This window comes from Bradyrhizobium sp. WCU1 (assembly GCF_053474805.1).
In genome coordinates this window covers 1,384,203-1,401,379 of sequence record NZ_CM130280.1, presented here as the reverse complement: position 1 = coordinate 1,401,379, position 17,177 = coordinate 1,384,203, and the positions used below count along the sequence as shown (strand labels likewise).

17 protein-coding genes are annotated in these 17,177 nt (G+C 65.2%); 5 read left to right on the top strand and 12 right to left on the bottom strand.

Annotated elements, in window-relative coordinates:
• Positions 1-7: 7 nt before the first annotated feature.
• The 6 genes from ACTUWL_RS06345 to ACTUWL_RS06320 all read right to left on the bottom strand — a co-directional run bounded on the left by ACTUWL_RS06345 (position 8) and on the right by ACTUWL_RS06320 (position 6,406).
• Positions 8-1,456 (bottom strand): hydrogenase 4 subunit F, encoded by a 1,449-nt coding sequence (locus tag ACTUWL_RS06345; RefSeq protein ID WP_021077469.1) that lies wholly within the window; start codon positions 1,454-1,456, stop codon positions 8-10.
• Positions 1,453-2,115, bottom strand: coding sequence for a hydrogenase-4 component E (locus tag ACTUWL_RS06340; RefSeq protein ID WP_021077468.1), 663 nt, complete (start codon positions 2,113-2,115; stop codon positions 1,453-1,455). The genes ACTUWL_RS06345 and ACTUWL_RS06340 overlap by 4 nt, the downstream gene beginning before the upstream one ends.
• Positions 2,115-3,071 (bottom strand): respiratory chain complex I subunit 1 family protein, encoded by a 957-nt coding sequence (locus ACTUWL_RS06335; RefSeq protein WP_021077467.1) that lies wholly within the window; start codon positions 3,069-3,071, stop codon positions 2,115-2,117. Before ACTUWL_RS06335 ends, ACTUWL_RS06340 begins: the two co-directional genes overlap by 1 nt.
• Positions 3,062-5,077, bottom strand: coding sequence for a hydrogenase 4 subunit B (hyfB, locus tag ACTUWL_RS06330; protein WP_021077466.1), 2,016 nt, complete (start codon positions 5,075-5,077; stop codon positions 3,062-3,064). Before hyfB ends, ACTUWL_RS06335 begins: the two co-directional genes overlap by 10 nt.
• Positions 5,074-5,346 carry a helix-turn-helix domain-containing protein gene (locus ACTUWL_RS06325; RefSeq protein WP_021077465.1) on the bottom strand — a complete coding sequence of 91 codons (273 nt, stop codon included), beginning with the start codon at positions 5,344-5,346 and terminating at the stop codon, positions 5,074-5,076. The genes hyfB and ACTUWL_RS06325 overlap by 4 nt, the downstream gene beginning before the upstream one ends.
• A 160-nt stretch (positions 5,347-5,506) precedes the next feature.
• Positions 5,507-6,406, bottom strand: coding sequence for a CHAD domain-containing protein (locus ACTUWL_RS06320; protein ID WP_021077464.1), 900 nt, complete (start codon positions 6,404-6,406; stop codon positions 5,507-5,509).
• A 287-nt stretch (positions 6,407-6,693) separates the two neighbouring features.
• On the opposite strand from ACTUWL_RS06320, the gene ACTUWL_RS06315 reads away from it, so the two are divergent.
• From ACTUWL_RS06315 to ACTUWL_RS06305, 3 genes are all read left to right on the top strand, one after another.
• Positions 6,694-7,128, top strand: a complete 435-nt coding sequence (locus tag ACTUWL_RS06315; RefSeq protein WP_035650408.1) for a MarR family winged helix-turn-helix transcriptional regulator — start codon at positions 6,694-6,696, stop codon at positions 7,126-7,128.
• A gap of 76 nt (positions 7,129-7,204) precedes the next feature.
• Positions 7,205-7,972, top strand: a complete 768-nt coding sequence (locus ACTUWL_RS06310; RefSeq protein WP_021077462.1) for an enoyl-CoA hydratase-related protein — start codon at positions 7,205-7,207, stop codon at positions 7,970-7,972.
• 114 nt (positions 7,973-8,086) lie between these two features.
• The gene (locus ACTUWL_RS06305; protein WP_021077461.1) at positions 8,087-8,977 is read left to right on the top strand and encodes an aldose 1-epimerase family protein; all 891 of its coding nucleotides are present in this window, start codon (positions 8,087-8,089) and stop codon (positions 8,975-8,977) included.
• Positions 8,978-9,088: 111 nt separating this feature from the next.
• Here ACTUWL_RS06305 and ACTUWL_RS06300 read toward each other — a convergent pair whose 3' ends face one another.
• The gene (locus ACTUWL_RS06300; protein ID WP_021077460.1) at positions 9,089-9,823 is read right to left on the bottom strand and encodes an SDR family NAD(P)-dependent oxidoreductase; all 735 of its coding nucleotides are present in this window, start codon (positions 9,821-9,823) and stop codon (positions 9,089-9,091) included.
• Positions 9,824-10,020: 197 nt separating this feature from the next.
• Between ACTUWL_RS06300 and ACTUWL_RS06295 the strand changes: the two genes are divergently transcribed.
• Together ACTUWL_RS06295 and puuE are read left to right on the top strand one after the other, a co-directional pair.
• A complete protein-coding gene (locus ACTUWL_RS06295; RefSeq protein ID WP_021077459.1) occupies positions 10,021-10,434 on the top strand; it encodes a DUF3830 family protein in 414 nt (137 codons plus the stop codon).
• A gap of 1 nt (position 10,435) precedes the next feature.
• On the top strand, positions 10,436-11,374 hold the full coding sequence (puuE, locus tag ACTUWL_RS06290) for an allantoinase PuuE (RefSeq protein ID WP_021077458.1): 939 nt from the start codon (positions 10,436-10,438) through the stop codon (positions 11,372-11,374).
• Between the two features lie 279 nt (positions 11,375-11,653).
• Here puuE and ACTUWL_RS06285 read toward each other — a convergent pair whose 3' ends face one another.
• The 5 genes from ACTUWL_RS06285 to ACTUWL_RS06265 are packed head-to-tail and all read right to left on the bottom strand — an operon-like array spanning position 11,654 to position 17,025.
• Positions 11,654-13,186: an ABC transporter ATP-binding protein gene (locus tag ACTUWL_RS06285; RefSeq protein WP_021077457.1), complete on the bottom strand. Its 1,533-nt coding sequence runs from the start codon at positions 13,184-13,186 to the stop codon at positions 11,654-11,656.
• A complete protein-coding gene (gene biuH / locus ACTUWL_RS06280) occupies positions 13,183-13,866 on the bottom strand; it encodes a biuret amidohydrolase (RefSeq protein WP_021077456.1) in 684 nt (227 codons plus the stop codon). The genes ACTUWL_RS06285 and biuH overlap by 4 nt, the downstream gene beginning before the upstream one ends.
• Positions 13,867-13,881: 15 nt before the next feature.
• Positions 13,882-14,808: an ABC transporter permease gene (locus ACTUWL_RS06275; protein WP_021077455.1), complete on the bottom strand. Its 927-nt coding sequence runs from the start codon at positions 14,806-14,808 to the stop codon at positions 13,882-13,884.
• Between the two features lies 1 nt (position 14,809).
• A complete protein-coding gene (locus ACTUWL_RS06270) occupies positions 14,810-15,919 on the bottom strand; it encodes an ABC transporter permease (protein ID WP_021077454.1) in 1,110 nt (369 codons plus the stop codon).
• A complete protein-coding gene (locus ACTUWL_RS06265; RefSeq protein WP_021077453.1) occupies positions 15,916-17,025 on the bottom strand; it encodes a BMP family ABC transporter substrate-binding protein in 1,110 nt (369 codons plus the stop codon). The genes ACTUWL_RS06270 and ACTUWL_RS06265 overlap by 4 nt, the downstream gene beginning before the upstream one ends.
• Between the last annotated feature and the right edge of the window lie 152 nt (positions 17,026-17,177).

Sequence of the window (17,177 nt, the reverse complement as noted above, 5' to 3'; positions counted from 1 at the left end):
CCTCGCGCTAGCCCAGGAGGTTGGCGACGTGTTGGAACCAGACAACGAGCGGTCTCGGAAGATAGATGCCCGCAGTCAGCACCAGCGCGAAATGCGCGAACATCGGCAAATAGGACGCTTCGGCCGGCGCCGCACTGCCGCGCGGCTCGCCGAACGCAAGGCTCGTCAGGCGCAGCACGAGCGCGCCGAAGGCGAGCAGCAGGCCAAAGACCAGCGGGATCGCGAGCAGCGGCTGGCGCGCGAAGGTCGAGCTGACGATGAGAAATTCGCTCATGAAGATACCGAGCGGCGGCAGACCGGCGATTGCGACAACGCCGATCACCAGGCCCCAGCCGAGCGCGGGATGGGTTTCAGTCAGGCCGCGAATGTTGGCGATCCGCTGCGTGCCCTTCACCTGCGCGATGTGGCCGACCGCGTAGAAGATCCCCGACTTTGTCAGGCTGTGCATCACCATGTGCAGCAGGCCGGCGAAGTTGGCGAGCGGGCCGCCCATCCCGAATGCAAACACGATGATGCCCATATGCTCGATCGAGGAATAGGCGAACAGCCGTTTGATATCGCGGCGGCGGTAGAGCATGAAGGCCGCGAACAGCAACGAGGTCAGCCCCATCGTCACCATCAGCGGACCCGGTGATATCGCGTCCGGATTGGCGGCAAGCAGGATCTTGAAGCGGAGCACCGCGTAGAGCGCGACGTTGAGCAGCAGGCCGGAGAGCACGGCGGAGATCGGGGTCGGGCCCTCGGCGTGCGCATCCGGCAGCCAGGCGTGCAGCGGCGCGAGGCCAACCTTGGTCCCGTATCCGAGCAGCAGGAAGATGAAGGCAACGTTGAGCAATGCCGAATCGAATGCCGCGGCGCGGCTGACCAGCACTGTCCAGACCATCGCGTCCTGACCCTCGCCGACGACCGGCAGCGCGGCCATGTAGACCAGGATGGTACCAAACAGCGCGAGCGCGATGCCGACGCTGCCGAGGATGAAATATTTCCAGGCAGCCTCCAGCGCCGCGTGGGTCCGGTAGATGCCGACCATCAAGACGGTGGTGAGCGTCGCGATCTCGATCGCGACCCACATCAGGCCGATATTGTTCGACACGAATGCGAGGTTCATGCCGAACATCATGACCTGATACATGGCATGGTAGAATCGCAGATAGCGCGGCGTCAGCCGTCCGGTCTCGAGCTCATGAGCAATGTAGCTCGCGCTGAACACGCTCGTGGTTAGACCGACGAAGGTGTTGAGCACGATGAAGACGATGTTGAGATCATCGACCAGCAGATACGGGCCGGGTTGCGGGCGGGCGACGACGAGCAGCGAAAGCGCAGCCAGGAAGGTGCTGAAGCTGGCAACGATATTGAGCCCCGCGGTCAGCCGATAGCCGGGCAGCGCCGCCAGCACCGCTGCGGCGCAGATCGGTATCAGGAGAATCCAGGCAACGGCATCCGACGCCGCGTTCATCGCCGCTCCCCCCTGAACTCATCGAGCGCACCGACATCGACGGTGTCGAAGCGCTCCCGGATCCGGAACAGGAACACGCCGATGACGATGAACGCGATCAGGATCGAGAAAGCCACGCTGATCTCCACGACCAGCGGCATGCCCTTGGCGCCGGTCGCGGCCAGCACCAATCCGTTTTCCAGCGACATGAAGCCGACGACCTGGCTGACGGCGTTGCGCCGCGTCACCATGACGAGCAGTCCCAGCAGCACCACCGACAGCGCGAAGGCGAGATCTTCCCTCGCCAGCGGATCGGCCGCGCCGGTCACCCGCAGCATCAGTACCATCGAGAGGGCGACGAGGCCCATGCCGGCCAGCATGGTCGGGCCGATACCGACTGCGGTCTCGATATCGCGATGAATGCCGAGCTGCTTGACGATCCGGTGCAGCGCCACCGGAATGATGATCGCCTTGAAGACCAGTGCGATGACCGCGGTCACGTAGAGATGCGGTGCGTTCTGGATGAATGCCTGCCAGGCGACGGAGAGCGCGAGCACCACGGCATGAGCTGCAAAGATGTTCAGCAACGCATACAGGCGATCCTGATACAGCATCATGAAGCTGATCAGCACGAGCCCGCCGGCGAGCAGATGAGCAATGTCGAAGGCGAGGTTGTGCATCAGAAGCCTCGCGATACGAACCGGAGAAGCGTACCGAGCAGGCCCAGCATGAGCGCGGCGCCGAGGAACTCGGGAACACGGAAGACCCGCACCTTCGCCGTCGCGGTCTCGAACATCGCAAGCAGGAAGCTTGCGATCACGAGCTTGAGGATGTAGGCGGCGACGCTCACGAGGTAGGATAGCGGGCCTGCGCCTTCGGTGGTGATCTGCCAGGGAAAGAACACGCAGATGATCAGCGAGACGTAGAGCTGGAGCTTGAGAAAGGCGCCGAACTCGATCATGGCGAGATGGCGTCCGGAATATTCCAGGATCATCGCCTCATGCACCATGGTCAGCTCCAGATGCGTGGCCGGGTTGTCGATTGGAATACGGGCGTTCTCGGCGAGCGCCACCATGATGAGGGCAATCATCGCCATGCCGAGCGAGACGCGCAGGCCCACTTCGGATGACGCCATGAAGGTCGCGACCGTCGACAGCTGGGTCGAGCCGGCGATTAGCGCGACGCAGAACACCATCAACAGCATGGCCGGTTCGGCGAGCGCGGCGATCATCACCTCGCGGCTGGAGCCGATGCCGCCGAAGCTGGTGCCGACATCCATGCCGGCAAGCGCGAGGAAGAAGCGCGCGCTGCCGAGCAGGGCGACGATTGCGATCAGGTCGGCACTCCAGCTGAACTCAAGGCCGGTGGCAAATGTCGGGACCAATGCCGCGGCGACCCAGATCGCGGCGAACGTGATGTAGGGTGTGACGCGGAACAGCCAGGACGCGTTTTCGGCCAGAACGACTTCCTTGCGAAGCAACCGCAGCAGATCACGATACGGCTGGACGATCGATGGTCCTTTGCGGCGTAGCAGGCGAGCCTTCATCTTGCGCACGACGCCGGTCAGGAGCGGCGCAAGCAGCAGAACAAGCGTCATCTGGCCCAGTTGAACGAGGATGTCCGAGATCACGACCATATCGCGAGCGCCAGCAGCAATGTGACGAGGGTTGCGAAGACCAGGCTGAGATAGCGGCGGATGGTGAGGAACTGGAGCTGGTTCAGCCGATCGGCAAAGAACCACACCGTTTCGGTCACCGGCGTGTAGAGCCGTTCCCAGACTGGATCGTGCATGTCGATCCTGAGGCGGGCCGGCCGCAAGTCACCCGGCGGCGGCATGTCGACGTGTTCGCGGGCCTGGAAGATCAATGTGCCGAACACGCGGCGGATCGGCTGGACGAAGCTTACTCCGGAATATTGCGCCGCCGGAGCCGGATCGGTAAAGCCGCAACCCCAGGCGGGCCCGCGCCTGATCGCGCGCGATGCAAACCGATGGATGAAATACACGGCAAGCGATGCCGCAGCCGTGATGAAGATGAAGACGAGCAATCCGTTGTAGGAGCTGCGGCTCTCCTCGATCGGAACGATCGAAAGCCAGGCGTCGCTCGCCTGAACCGGCATTCGGTTGCCGATCACGGCCATTGCGACGGGCGACAGCGCGTCGATCACCAGGCCCGGCAGAATTCCGGCGAGGAAGCACAGCGCGGCGAGGCCAAACATCGCGGCGAGGCTATAGCGATCGACCTCGCCGGCGGCCTCAGCGGCCGGGCTTCGCGCGCGGCCGAGGAAGGTGATCCCGAAGGCCTTGACGAAGCACGCGGCCGCGAGCGCTGCCGCCAGCGCCAGCAACGCGCCGACCGCGGGCACCATGATCTTCAGCATCCATTGTGGCAGATCGGGGCTTTGCAGGACCGCCTGGAACATCAGCCATTCCGATACGAACCCGTTGAACGGCGGAAGCGCCGAGATCGCAACGCAGCCGACGAGAAAGACGAAGCTGGTAAGCGGCATGCGGTGGATCAGGCCGCCCAGTTTCTCCATGTCGCGTTCGCCGGTGGCCGTCAGCACCGCACCGGCGCCGAAGAACAGCAGGCTCTTGAAGAACGAATGGTTGAGGACGTGGAACAGCGCGGCTGTGAAAGCGAGGGCCGCCGCCAGGCCGTAGCCGTTCGCCTGAAACGCCAATGCGAGACCGAGGCTCGCGAACACGACGCCGATGTTCTCGATCGTGCTGTAGGCGAGCAGGCGCTTGAGATCCTTCTCCATCAGCGCATAGAGGATCCCCATCACCGCGGTCACTCCGCCGAGCACGAGAACGACGACACCCGCCGACCAGTTCGGCGGTCCGAGCAGATCGAACACGACGCGGATGAATCCGTAGACCGCGACCTTCGTCATCACGCCGCTCATCAGCGCCGAGACATGGCTCGGGGCCGCGGGGTGAGCGAGCGGCAGCCATACATGCAGCGGGACCAGGCCGGCCTTCGACCCGGCGCCGAGCAGCATCAGCGCAAGCACCAGCGCGGCTTCGAACGGCGTGTGCTGGACGCCGCGCATGGCCGCAAAGCTGTAACTGCCGCCGGCTCCCGACAGCAGGCCAAACGCAAGCAGCAGAGCCAGGGTCCCGAAGCTTGCCATCACGAGATAGACGTAGCCCGCCCGAGCATTGTCTGCTTCACGGTGGTGCGCCATGACGAGCGCCCACGACGCGAGCGACATGAATTCCCAGCACAGCAGATAGGTGAACGCGTCGTCGGCAAGCACAACGAGATTCATTCCGGCGAGGAACGCCGGAAAGAACGGCAGGACGCGTTGCGGCGTCGATTCGTGGCTGCCGTAGCCGAGCCCATACAGGCTTGCGGCCGCACCGCCGAGATTGACCACCGCGAGAAAGAATGCGGCGAGCGCATCGAGACGGAAATGCGAGCCCAGCCAGGGCAGGCCGACCGGCAACATCAGTTCGGTCGCATTGCTGTGGGCGATCAGCGCGTGCAGCGCCGCGGCCAGCGCGATCGCCGAGATGGCAAAGGTCGCGCCGTAGACGACGGCTGTCGATCGGCGTGATCGGCTGGTGGCAATCGCGAGAATGGTCGTCGCCAGCAGCGCGGCTACACACCAGAGCTGCTGGGCGACCGTTGAGATCACGTCTGCACCTTCGGCGAGCCTGACCCGGCCCTCAATCGTACGCCGCGGCCGCCGCCGCTGCTGACGGCGCCCTCGCCGATGACCTCGACGCCGGCCGCACCGAGTGCGTCGATCAGTTTCACCAGCGAGTCGACATTGCCTCGAATGGTGCCTTCGCTTGCTTCCATGCGCTGGATGGTCGGCACCGACAACCCGGACAGCTCGGCGAGCTGCCGCTGGTCGATGCCAAGCAAGGCTCTTGCAGCCCGAAGCTGCGCTGCAGTGATCATCGATCGGGCCGTCGGTTGGGAGTCGGGTCTAGCTGAATGTCATCTATGCATATTAAGTAATGATGTTGCAAGTGCAATAAGTAATGTTTTATACATCATTTATGGGCGGACTATCGGCGCGATCGATGCCGCGTGCGGGCAAGAATCCGCTGCTGGGTGCTCAGTCGGCGATCTTTCGGTAGACGTCCGCAGCGCGGCGCAGCAGCTTGCTCTTGCGCTTCCGCTCGTGCACGCGCTGGTGCTTGGCCTTGCGCTCCTGGGCGCGCTGCGCCAGGGCATCAGCACTTTCGACCAACGCGCGGCGCACCTCGTCATCGTTCAACTCGCCGAGCAGCTGCTGTCCCTTTCGCAGATGCTTCAGCACGTTCCGCCATGATGCGTAGACATCGGCAGGCAAGCCGCCCTCCGAGAACTCGATGGCGTAGCGCAGCCGCTTGCTGGCGAGCCGGACGCGGTGGCGCTTGTTCTTGCCCATGCCTTGCAGCCCGCGGCTCCTCTGGCACAGCTTGCCATGCCACCGCGCGAGCCGGCGGGCGTGAAACACTGCGACCGGTACCGCACGCCGCTGCGCGGCGCGGCGGTTCTGCCGCGTGGTCCAGGGGCCGCTGCCGACCCAGTCCCACATGCCGTCGAACCATCGCCAGTATCGGTCGCTTTGCAGCGCTTCCTTGAGGGCGTCGAACGCGTCGGTTCGCGCCGTCTGGAGCATGCGCTCCTCGGGCAAGCCCTTGCTGTTCGCGATCGCCACGTCGAGATCGCGCGTCGCGCCGAGATGGGCGCTCAGCCATTTCAGTTCGGACTTCAATCGCGTCCATTCGCTGTCGGCCACCATCGGGCCGTAGAAGGCGACCGCCGCCTTCAGCCGGGTCAGTGCGATCCGGGTCTGGTGGAGCGCTGCGGGATCGCCGGAGCTCAGCGCCTCGTGGTTGGTCGCGACCTCCTCGAGGCATTCGGACAGGATCAGGCGAAACGCGGTCTCGCAACGCATGGCCTGGCTGAGATGACGCGGCCGCTTCGGGCGGACGACGCGCTCCCTGTCCGGACTTGCCGCTGCCGACATGACACTCCCGTGGCGCCGCCGGAGCCGCAACGCAAATGCGGCTCCCGGATGGAGATTTCCCGTTTGATCGTTGTCGATCAAGGGTTTTCTGCGCGGCCGCGATGCGACGCTCCGGCGGCGCGATCAAAATGTCGCAATCGACCCCGCTCGACGGGGCTCATTCCAGCCAGCATATGGGTTCTGTCGCCGGAGTTTTTGGAGGTGTCGCAACCGATGGCGGCAAATATCAAAATGTTTCGCGTGCGAAACATGTTGATATTTCGTACGCGAAATATATAACGGCGTGTATGAAAGCGGAACACCGGCTGATCTTCCTTCTGACCGTGGCCTATCGACGGCTGCAACGCGCCATCGATCAGGAGACGGCCGCGCACGATCTGACGTCGGCCCAGGCCGGCGTGCTGTTCTTCCTCGGCCGCAACGACGGCGCGCTGATCGGCGACGTGTCGCAGGCGCTCGACATCGTGCCGTCGGCGATGACCGGTCTTGCCGACCGGATGGAGCGCGCGGGCCTCGTGAAGCGCCGGCGCGACGGCGAGGACGGGCGCAGCCAGCGGCTCCATCTGACCTCGGCGGGGCAGGAGCTCGGCAAGCGTGCCGCGACGCGGACCAGGGTGATCAACAACCGCCTGATGGATGGCTTCTCGGAAGCCGAGATCGACGTGGTATCGCGCTGGCTGACCAGCCTGCAAGACAAGTTTCCAAAGGACAGGGACGGTTAGCGTTCGCGAGCGAAGCCGGCACCCGTTCGCGCGAAGCGAACGCGTCAGACAAGCAGCAAGCAACAGGAGTGAGAGCATGAGTGAGGTGGTCGTAACGCTGGACGGTGGCGTCCTCACCGTGACGATGGCGCGTCCGGACAAGAAGAATGCGATTACCAATGCGATGTATGGCGCAATGGCCGATGCGCTGCAGCGCGCTGAAAGCGATACCGCGATCCGCGCCGTGCTGTTGCAGGGCGACGGCGACAGTTTTACTGCCGGCAACGAGCTCGTCGATTTCGCCGCGGTGTCGCGCGGCGTGCAGGGCGAGCGTCACGTGAGCCGTTTCCTTGGCTGTCTTGCCAAGGCGACGCGGCCGCTGGTTGCGGCCGTGCAGGGCAATGCGGTCGGCATCGGCACCACCATGTTGCTGCATTGCGACCTCGTCTACCTCGCGCCGACCGCGCGGCTGATCACGCCGTTCGTCAATCTGGCGCTGGTGCCGGAGGCGGCCTCGACCTACCTGCTGCCGCAACGGATCGGCTATGCGCGCGCCTATGCGATGTTCGCGCTGGGTGAACCGGTCGAGGCCGAGACTGCGGTCTCCATCGGTCTTGCCAATGCCGTCGTGCCGCTCGCGGATCTTCGTGCCAAGGCACGCGCTGCTGCTGACGCATTGGCGAAGCGGCCGTTCGGCTCGCTGCAGCACACCAAGGCGTTGATGCGCGATCCCGCTGGGATCAGCGCGCAAATGGCGCGCGAGGGCAAGATCTTCCAGGAGCGGCTGATGAGCGCCGAAGCGCGCGAGGCGTTTGCGGCCTTTGCCGAGCGTCGCCAGCCGGATTTCTCCAAGATCAGCGGTTAGGCTTGGCGCCCCGGGGCCGCTACGCGGGGGCGGCCCCATCGCTTTTGGGTTGACGGCTTCGCCGGCATCGAACATCTCGTGGCGGGGCACAGTGCAACCCCGACGAGGCCAGCCATGACCGACAGTCACACCCTGCGCGGCGACGGGATTGCCGCAACCATCAACGCCCAAGGCGCCGAATTGTCGTCGCTCAGGAATGCCGAGGGAAGGGAGCTGCTGTGGCAGGCCGGCCCGCAATGGCCACGCCATGCGCCGATCCTGTTCCCGATCGTCGGCCGGTTGAAGAACGACAGGCTTCGCCACGACGGCAAGACCTATCCGATGACGCAGCACGGCTTCGCGCGCGATCGCCGCTTTGCCTGGGTGGAGCAGGGGACCCAGTCGTGCAAGCTCGCGCTGTCAGACGATGCGGAAACGCGGGCGCGCTATCCTTTCGCGTTCAGGCTGGAGGTCACCTATGCCGTTGACGGCGCAGATCTCGAGGTCGGTTTCGAGATCATCAACACCGGCGACGAGATGCTGCCGGCCTCGCTCGGCGGTCATCCCGCGTTCAATTGGCCGCTGGTGCCGGGGCTGCCGAAGGAGGCCTACACGCTGACTTTCGGCAAGACTGAACCCGCGCCGATCCGGCGGTTGAAGGATGGATTGATGCGGCCGCAGCCTGAGCCCAATCCGGTCAAGGGCAGAACGCTTGCGCTGACGGAGGAGCTGTTCGATGACGACGCGATGGTCTTCGATCAGATCGCAAGTACATCGATCCTGTTCACGGCGACACTGGGCCCGGCAGCAGCCACGCAAGGCCCGGCGATCGAAATCTCCTGGCGTGGATTCCGCGAGCTTGGCGTCTGGTCGAAGGTTGGCGGGGCCCCGTTCCTCTGCATCGAGCCGTGGCACGGTTATGCCAGTCCGGCGGAGTTCGAAGGCGAGTTCGCCGACAAGCCCGGCCTGCTGCAGATTGCGCCCGGCGCGCGCCGATCGCTCAGCTACCGGATTCGCGTGAGCTGACGAAACGGCATCGCTTGCGTGATCCGCTCAATGCGCGCGGTTGCCGACGGCGGATTTTCGTGCGCCCAGGCCTCATGCGCGGCGAGATCGCGGTCGATCGTGCTCGGGAACTTAGTTGAACGCCATGCCGCCGCTCATCGCGATGGTCTGTCCGGTCATGTAGGGATTGTTGACCAGCAGCATCACGGCCTGCGCGACTTCCTCGACGGTGCCGAAGCGGCCGACCGGGATGCGGCTGACCAGGCTACTCTGTCCCTTCATCATGTCGGTCTCGATCAGTGAGGGCGCCACCGCGTTGACGGTGATGCCTTCCTTGACGAGGCGCGCGGCATAACCGCGGGTCAAGCCTTCCACAGCCGCCTTCGATGCATTGTAGTGCGGCCCGATTGCACCGGCGCCACGCGCGGCACCGGAGGAGATGTTGACGATGCGGCCCCATTTCCGGGTGCGCATCATCGGCAGCACCGCCTGCGTGCAGAGAAACGCCGATTTGAGGTTGACCGTGATGGTGCGGTCGAAATCCTCCTCGGTGAGGTCGTCGACACCCCTGACGATCGCGATGCCGGCATTGTTGACGAGAATGTCGACCGGGCCGAGCTCGGATTTGGCACGTTCGACCAGCGCGGCGACGGCGGCTGCTTCCGAGACGTCGGCGGCAATCGCAACCGCCCGGCTGCCGGCGGCAATGATGCCCTTCGCCAATGTCTCGGCTTCGGCCGAGCGTTCGCGGTAATTGATCGCGACGGCAGCACCGGCCTCCGCCAGCATCTTGACGATCGCAGCACCAATGCCGCGCGATCCGCCGGTCACCAGCGCCACATGTCCGTGCAGACTGTTTGTCGTCATCTGGGCACCCTGTTTGACGTGCCCTCACAGGTTCGCAAACGGGGCGACGCGGCGCAATGCAACCCTGCTCAAATCTGCGTTGCCGCAGCCGGCATGCGGCGAAAAACCGGCTTCCGGGGCCGGAATCGGCCTTGCGTCCGGCGCGGGCCGGCGGCAATGGTTGGGGTATCACTTCTTCCAGCTACCACGAGAGTCCGATGAGCAAACTGATTGTCCGCGCCGGCGATTTCACCTTTGACGCCCGTTTCGAGGAACAGCTGGCGCCGAAGACGGTCGCCGCGTTCCGCAAGGCGATGCCGTTCGAGAGCCAGGCGATCCACGTGCGCTGGAGCGGCGAAGGCGTCTGGATGCCGCTCGGCGATCTCGATTTCGGCGTCTCCTACGAGAACCACACCAGCTATCCGGCGCCGGGCCAGATCATCCTCTATCCCGGCGGCATCAGCGAGACCGAGATCCTGCTCGCCTATGGCGGCGTGCACTTCGCCAGCAAGATGGGCCAGCTCGCCGGCAATCATTTCATCACGCTGACCTCGGGGCTGGAGAACCTCACCGCGTTCGGCAAGACCGTGCTGTGGAAGGGCGCGCAGAACATCCGGTTCGAGGAAATCTGATGTGACCGAGGCCCGCTATCCGCGCGATCTCCGCGGCTACGGCCGCAACCCGCCGGATCCGAAATGGCCGGATGCTGCGCGGATCGCCGTGCAGTTCGTGGTCAATTTCGAGGAGGGTGGCGAGAACAACATCCTGCACGGCGATCGCGCCTCGGAAGCGTTCCTGTCGGACGTGCTCGGCGCGCAGCCCTGGGTCGGCCAGCGTCACGCCAATATCGAAACGATGTTCGAATATGGCTCGCGCGCCGGCTTCTGGCGGCTGTGGCGGATGTTCACCGAGCGGAAGCTGCCGGCGACGGTGTTCGGCGTCGCGATGGCGCTGAAGCGCAATCCGGATGTGGTCGCCGCGATGCAGGAGGCGGGCTGGGATATCGCAAGCCACAGCCTGCGCTGGGTCGAGCACAGGGACATGTCGGAGGACGAGGAGCGCGCGGAGATCGCGCGCGCCATCGCCGTGCATACCGAGGCGACCGGCGCGCGGCCGCTCGGCTGGTACACCGGCCGCTCCTCGATCAACACGCTGCGGATTTTGATGGAAGCGGGCGGTCTGCGCTATCTCTGCGATTCCTATGCCGACGATCTGCCGTACTGGATCAAGGCTGCCGGCACCGAGCCGCATCTCGTGATCCCCTATACGCTCGATGCCAACGACATGCGCTTCATCAACGCACAGGGTTTTGGCGGCGGCGACGAGTTCTACACCTATCTGAAGGATAGTTTCGACGTGCTCTATGCCGAGGGCGCGACGTCACCGAAAATGATGTCGGTCGGCCTGCATTGCCGTGTCGTCGGCCGTCCTGGTCGCGCGGCCGCGCTGATGCGCTTCCTCGATTACATCGGGAAGCACGAGCACGTCTGGGTGCCGACCCGGCTTCAGATCGCCGAGCACTGGCAGGCCAATCTCAGGCATCTCGCTGAGCAGGCGTTCGAGATCGGCTAGCGCGGTCGTTAGCGACTCGTGGCCACTTCGCCTCGCCTGCGGCAGGGCAATCGCATATGGCAAAGAACTTCGTCGTCCCGGACAAGCGCAGCGCAGATCCGGGACCCAAAACCACAGGGCGTGGTGATAAAATCGAGCTGGGGGCACAGCCTTGTTCAACAACAAGGCCCTGTGGTTATTGGTCCCGGCCTACGCCGGGACGACACCGAACTTTTGTCATGCTGCCTGCGGGGAAAGGCCGGAACGCATCGCCAGATGCGTTCCGGGTGAGGGAGAACCTCAATGCCCCGCCATATGCCGGCCGATCTCGGTGAGGTCGGCTTCGCTGGCCCGGGCCTCGTGGACGAACGCGCCGTGGAACATCACGACCAGCCGATCCGACAACTCCAAGAGCTCGTCGAGGTCTTCGCTGACCAAAAGCACCGCCGCGCCACGGTTGCGGGCGGCCATGATCTCGGCATGGATCTGCGCCACCGCAGCGAAGTCGAGCCCGAAGCAGGGATTGGCGGCGATCAGCACTTCGACGTCGCCCGACAGCTCGCGTGCCAGCACCGCGCGCTGCACGTTGCCGCCGGAGAGCGCGGCAATCGGCGTCTCCGGCGTGCGGGTCTTGATCTTGTAGCGGTTGATCTTGCGCTCCGCATCGCTCCTGAACGCTTTGCCGTTCAGCCACCAGCCGCCGCGGGCGAACGGGGCGCGGTCGAATTCACGAAACGCGATGTTGTCGGCGACGCTCATGCCGCCGACACAGGCGTTCTTCAGCGGCTCCTCCGGCAGCAGTGACATCCTGTGCCGCCGCATCTCCTCGCGGCTCGCCGCATAGGCCTCGCCCTGGACGCGGATCACGCCGCTCTCGGCCTCGCGCTGGCCGGCCAGCACCTCGACCAGTTGGCGCTGGCCGTTGCCGGAGACGCCGGCGATGCCGACGATCTCGCCGCTCTTCACCGTCAGCGAGACGCCATGCACCGCGATCGCGCCGGCATCGTCAAGCGCGGTGAGTCTGTCGAGCTCGAGCCGCGCTGCGCCGGTCTCGCCGGTGCGCGGCGGCTGCACCGTCAGCTGCTCGGCGCCGATCATGGTGCGGGCCATCTCGTCGGGCGTGAGGTCGGCGACCCGGCCGGTGCCGGCGAGCTTGCCGCGGCGCAGGATCGTCACCTCGTCGGCAAACGCCATCACCTCGCGGAACTTGTGCGTGATCATCAGGATGGTCAGTTCGCCCGCGACGACCATCGCGCGCAGCATGCCGAGCACTTCGTCGGCTTCGCCCGGCGTCAGCACCGAGGTCGGCTCGTCCAGGATCAGGAAGCGGCGCTTCAGATAGAGCTGCTTGAGGATCTCGCATTTCTGCCGTTCGCCGGCGGAGATGTCGGAGACTTTTGCGTCGAGCGGCACCTTGAACGGCATCCGCGCCAGGAAGGCCTCAAGCTCCTTCTTCTCCTTGCGCCAATCGACGATCGAGGGCACGTCGTCGCGTGCCAGGACCAGGTTCTCGGCGACCGTCATCGCCGGCACGAGGGTAAAGTGCTGGTAGACCATGCCGAGACCGAGCGCATGCGCGTTCTTCGGATTGGCTATGCTCTGCTGGCGGCCGCCGACGATGATGTCGCCCTCGGTGGCGTGGTAATAGCCCATGATGCATTTCACGAGCGTGCTCTTGCCCGCGCCGTTCTCGCCCAGCAGGGCGTGGAACGAGCCGGGGCGCACTTTCAGTTCGACATTGTCGAGCGCGAGAAAGTCGCCGAACCGCATCGTCACGGCGATGGCGTCGACGCCGAACGCGCCTGACGGTGCGGGCGGTTCGCCGATGATCACGACAGCGCTCCGATCAGGTCGGCGGATCTGGTCACCGCGCCGAACACGCCGCCCTGCATCTTGATCATCTTCAGCGCGTGGTCGTGGTTGCTCCGGTCGGTCGCGCCGCAGCAGTCCTCGACCAGCACGCATTCGAAGCCGCGGTCGTTGGCCTCGCGCATCGTGGTGTGGACGCAGACGTCGGTGGTGATGCCGGTCAGCACGATGTTCTCGATGCCGCGCAGCCGCAGCATCAGTTCGAGGTCGGTGGCGCAGAACGAGCCCTTGCCGGGCTTGTCGATGATGGGCTCGCCCGGCAGCGGCGCCAGATCGGGGATGATGTCCCAGCCCGGCTCGCCGCGCACCAGGATGCGGCCGCACGGACCGGGGTCGCCGATCCCGGCGCCGATCTGGCGCGAGCGCCAGCGTTTGTTGTCTGGCAGGTCGGCCAGGTCAGGCCGGTGGCCTTCGCGGGTGTGGATGATGTGAAAACCCTGCGCGCGCATCACCGCGAGCAGCTTCTTGATCGGCTCGATCGGCGCCCGCGTGAGCGAGAGGTCATAGCCCATCTTGTCGACATAGCCGCCGACGCCGCAGAAATCGGTCTGCATGTCGATGATGATGAGCGCGGTGTTCTCCGGCCGCAGGTCGCCGTTGTAGGGCCAGGCGTAGGGCTCGGATTTGATGAAGCGCTCGGGCATGAATGATCTCGCGGTCTATCGGGTGATGGACAATTCGGCCGGTGCGCCGGTCAGCGTGCGCTTCGGCGAGCAGGTGATGATCATGATCGCCAGGGTCAGGATGTAGGGCGCGGCGTTGAACAAATGATAGCCGGAGGTAATGCCGACCGATTGCAGCGCCGGCCCGAGGGCTGCGGCGCCGCCGAAGGCGAGCGAGGCCCACAGGCACAGCATCGGGTCCCAGCGCGCGAAGATCACCAGCGCCACGGCGGTGATGCCTTGTCCCGAGGAGAGGCCTTCGTTCCAGCTGCCGGGATAGAACAGCGACAGGAACGAGCCGCCGATGCCGGCGAGGAAGCCACCGACCATGGTGGCGCGCAGCCTGATCAGAAGCACCGAATGGCCCATCGCACGCGCCGCGTCCGCGCTCTCGCCGGCGGTGCGGATCAACAGGCCCCAGCGCGTGGTCCTGAATGCCCAGTACAGCAGCGGCGCGATCGCGACGCCGATCAGGAACAGCACGTTGATGCGCAGCGCCGCGCGGAGCTGCGGGATGTCGCTCCACCAGCCGAAATCGATCGCCGGCAGCCGTGCCGCGGTCGGCTCGATCAGTGGCTTGCCGAGGAAGAACGCGAGTCCGGTGCCGAGCAGCATCAGCGCGATGCCGACCGCGATGTCGTTGACGCGCGGCAGCGAGCAGATCCCGGCATGCAGCGCGCCGAACAGCGCGCCGGTGATGCCGGCCGCGAGCACGCCGAGCCATGGCGAGCCGGAGAGATAGGAGATGCCATAGGCGCTCAGCGCGCCCATCACCAGCGTGCCCTCGAGACCGAGATTGATGCGGCCGGATCGCTCGGTGATGCACTCGCCGAGGCTGACGAACAAAAACGGCGTCGAGACGCGGATGGCGCCGCCGAACACAGCGAGCGGGACGGTCCAGAGCCCGAGCGATGCGTCCGCCATGTCAGGACTTTCCCTTCAGGAAGCCGATCCGTCCGTAAAGCGCGTCGCTCGCCAGTACGAACACGAAGATGATGCCTTGCAGCACCAGCACCGAGGCGTCGGGCAGGCCGAGCCGCCGCTGCAACAGTCCGCCGGAGGCCGAGATGCCGCCGAGCAGGATCGCCACCGGAATGATCGCCAGCGGATTCTGCCGCGCCAGGAACGCGACCAGGATGCCGGTGAAGCCGTAGCCCGCGGCGAGGTTGGCGTTGGTGCGGCCCTGCACCGCCGCGACCTCGATCATGCCGGCGAGCCCGGCGCAGCTGCCGGCGAGGAAGCAGACGGTCAGGATCAGCTTGCCGACCGAAAGCCCGACGATCTTGGCGGCGCGGATGTTGCCGCCGGCAACGCGCGCGGCGAAGCCGAACGTGGTGTGATAGATCAGGATGTAGGCGGCAATGGCTGCCACCAGGCCGAACACCAGGCCCCAATGCACGTCGGTGCCGGGAATCGTGCCGATCATGTTGGCGGCGCCGATCTCGCGGGTCGACGGCTTGTTAAGGCTCGCCGGATCGCGCATCGGTCCCTCGACCAGATGGTTGAGGATCGCCAGCGCGATATACACCAGCAGCAGGCTCGAGATCGTCTCGTTGACCCCGCGATACTGCCGCAGGCCGCCCGACAGCATGATCCAGAGGCCGCCGCCGATCATGCCCGCGATCACCATCGCGATCTGCACCACGAGCGGCGCCGCACCTTGCAGCGCCAGCGCCGCCGATGTCGCCGACAGCGCGCCGATCAGCAGCGCGCCTTCGCCTCCGATGATCACCATGCCGAGCTGCGCCGGCAGCGCCGTGCACAGCGCGGTCAGGATCAGGGGCGCGGCGCGGGTCAGCGTGTTCTGCCAGGAGAAGGCGGTGCCGAACGCGCCGTAATACATGTAGAAATAGAGATCGAGCGGGTTCTTGCCGTAGAGCGCGACGAAGATGCCGAACACCGCGAGCGCGCCGACCAGCGCCGCGCCGGGGATCAGGATATATTCGATGCTCGCGCCGTAGCGCTGGAGGAAGCCGGGATCGGCGGCCGGAGCAACGCCGGCCGCCTCCACCGATTCCGCCGCCTCGGTCGTCACGCGGTGGCTCCGATCACGCCCTCGACCAGATAGTCCATCTTCTCGAGTTCGGGATCCTGCTGGCCGCGATCGGTGCCGCCGGCGATCACCGTCTTGCCCTTGTTGTCGGCGATCGGGCCCTTGAAGATCGTGTATTCGCCGGACATGAACTTGGCCTTGACGTCGTCGGCATGCTTGCGTGCTTCCGCCGAGACCATCTCGCCATAGGGCGAGACCTTGACGATCTCTTCCTTCAGGCCGCCGCGATAGAAGTTCGGGATCGCTTCGCCCGCCACGATCATCTTGACGAACTTCGGATACAGCGCCTCCCAGTTCCACTCGGCGCCGGTGAGATAGGCCTTCGGGGCCAACGGCGACTGGTTGACGTGATAGCCGCACACCATCGCGCCGCGGCGCGCGGCGTTCTCGACCATCGTCTTCGGTCCGTCGACATGGCAGGTCAGCACGTCGACGCCCTGGTCGATCAGGCTGTTGGTGGCCTCGGCTTCCTTGACCGGCATCGACCAGTCGCCGGTGAAGATCACCTGCGTCGTCGCCTTCGGATTGGCGAGCCGGGCGCCGAGCGTGAAGGCGTTGATGTTGCGCAGCACCTGCGGGATCGGCTTGGCGGCGACGAAGCCGAGCTTGCCGCTCTTGGTCGAATAGCCGGCGACGATGCCGGAGATGTATTGCGCCTCGTCGATGTAGCCGAAATAGCTGCCGGCGTTCTTCGGGTCCTTGTCGGTCCACAGGCCGCCGCAATGCTCGAAGTGCATCTTCGGAAACTTGGCCGCCATCTTGAGAACGTGCGGGTTGTAGTAGCCGAACGAGGTCGGAAACAGCAGCGAGGCGCCGTCGAGGTTGATCATGGACTCGATGGTCTTCTCGACCGCGTCGGTCTCCGGCACCTTCTCTTCCTCGACCACCTTGATGCCGGGCAGCTTCTTCAGCGCCGCGGCGCCCTGGGCGTGGGCCTGGTTGTAGCCGTAGTCGTCGCGGGACCCGACATAGATGAAGCCGACCGTGGTTTCCGCAGCCGCAGCGCCGCGAACGCCGAGCGAGCTGCCTAGCGCCAATGCCGCGCTTCCCTGCAATAAATGCCTTCTCGAAATCCTGCTAAAATCCATCGCCTGCTCCCTCCGGCGGGGCGGGCCCGCCTGTCCTTGTGCAGCCGCCGTAACGGCGGCGCTTGACAGAGTGTCGCAAGCTTCATGCCAGAGCACGTTTGGCGATCACGGTTCCGTAAGTAGCTGATTATGAATGCGAACGACGGTCGACG